This is a genomic window from Dyella sp. ASV21 (assembly GCF_016428975.1).
GTDB lineage: Bacteria > Pseudomonadota > Gammaproteobacteria > Xanthomonadales > Rhodanobacteraceae > Dyella.
On record NZ_JAELTT010000392.1, the window covers coordinates 1 to 306 of the forward strand.

A 306-nucleotide genomic window follows, 5' to 3' on the forward strand; every position below is an offset into this window, starting at 1 on the left:
ATGCCATCCTGCGCGCGCTGCGCCAGCTCAACGACAACGAAACCCTGCTCATCCAGTCCGGCAAGCCGGTCGGCGTGTTTCCCACGCATGCGGACGCGCCACGCGTGCTGCTGGCCAACTCCAACCTCTGTCTCTTATACACATCTCCGAGCCCACGAGACCCGTGACCGAATCTCGGGTGGCGGGGTGTGGGTGGAAAAGGGGGGGGGGGGGGGGGGGGGGGGGGGGGGGGGGGGGGGGGGGGGGGGGGGGGGGGGGGGGGGGGGGGGGGGGGGGGGGGGGGGGGGGGGGGGGGGGGGGGGGGGG

The 306-nt window shown here is 76.1% G+C and carries 1 pseudogene; it reads left to right on the top strand.

Annotated features, from left to right (window positions below):
- Nucleotides 1-167 (top strand): annotated as a pseudogene (locus JHD67_RS22025) (hypothetical protein); the annotation flags it as partial.
- Nucleotides 168-306: the final 139 nt, after the last annotated feature.